This window comes from Pseudoflavonifractor sp. 60, from assembly GCF_009911645.1.
Taxonomy (GTDB): domain Bacteria; phylum Bacillota; class Clostridia; order Oscillospirales; family Oscillospiraceae; genus Lawsonibacter.
This window is the reverse complement of record NZ_QWKI01000241.1, coordinates 1-467: the sequence shown is the minus strand read 5'-3', so window position 1 is coordinate 467 and position 467 is coordinate 1. Positions and strand designations below refer to the sequence as shown.

At 61.9% G+C, this 467-nt stretch carries 1 protein-coding gene; it reads left to right on the top strand.

Annotated elements, in window-relative coordinates:
• Window positions 1-115: 115 nt before the first annotated feature.
• Window positions 116-457 carry a hypothetical protein gene (locus D1646_RS20650; protein ID WP_016316827.1) on the top strand — a complete coding sequence of 114 codons (342 nt, stop codon included), beginning with the start codon at window positions 116-118 and terminating at the stop codon, window positions 455-457.
• Window positions 458-467: the final 10 nt, after the last annotated feature.

The following is a 467-nucleotide window of genomic DNA, read 5'->3' as shown; positions in this document are numbered from 1 at the left end:
CCCTCCCGGCGCGGCGGGGGATATATCCTCCAGAGCCGCCCCCTTTCCCATGAATGGGAAAGGGCGGGGGGATAGGGTTGAACGACAACTATTAAAATATCGGAGGTAAACGACTATGAAACGACCCCTTGCTTACATCACCGCCGCCTGGTATGGCGGCGATACGGAAAATGCGGAGCTGGCCGCGCAGTATTGCCGGGCGGTTTACGATGCGGGCTTTGCCCCTATCTGCCCGGCCTTGTTCCTGCCCCTTTTCCTCAATGACGCGGTTCCCGAGGAGCACAAGAGCAGCATTGACATTGGCCGCGACCTGCTCCGCCGCTCCCGGGTGCTGGTGGTGTGCGGGCATACCGTCACCGAGTCCATGAAGAACGACATCGCCGTGGCCCAGCGGCTGGGCATCACCGCTACCACCCTTGAGGGTATTTTGACCGTCAAGGGCCAGGGCCGCCGCTGACATGGCCACG

Bases quoted from the DNA above. Each gene is read 5' to 3' on its own strand.
- D1646_RS20650 (WP_016316827.1), top strand. From the start codon at position 116: ATGAAACGACCCCTTGCTTACATCACCGCCGCCTGGTATGGCGGCGAT.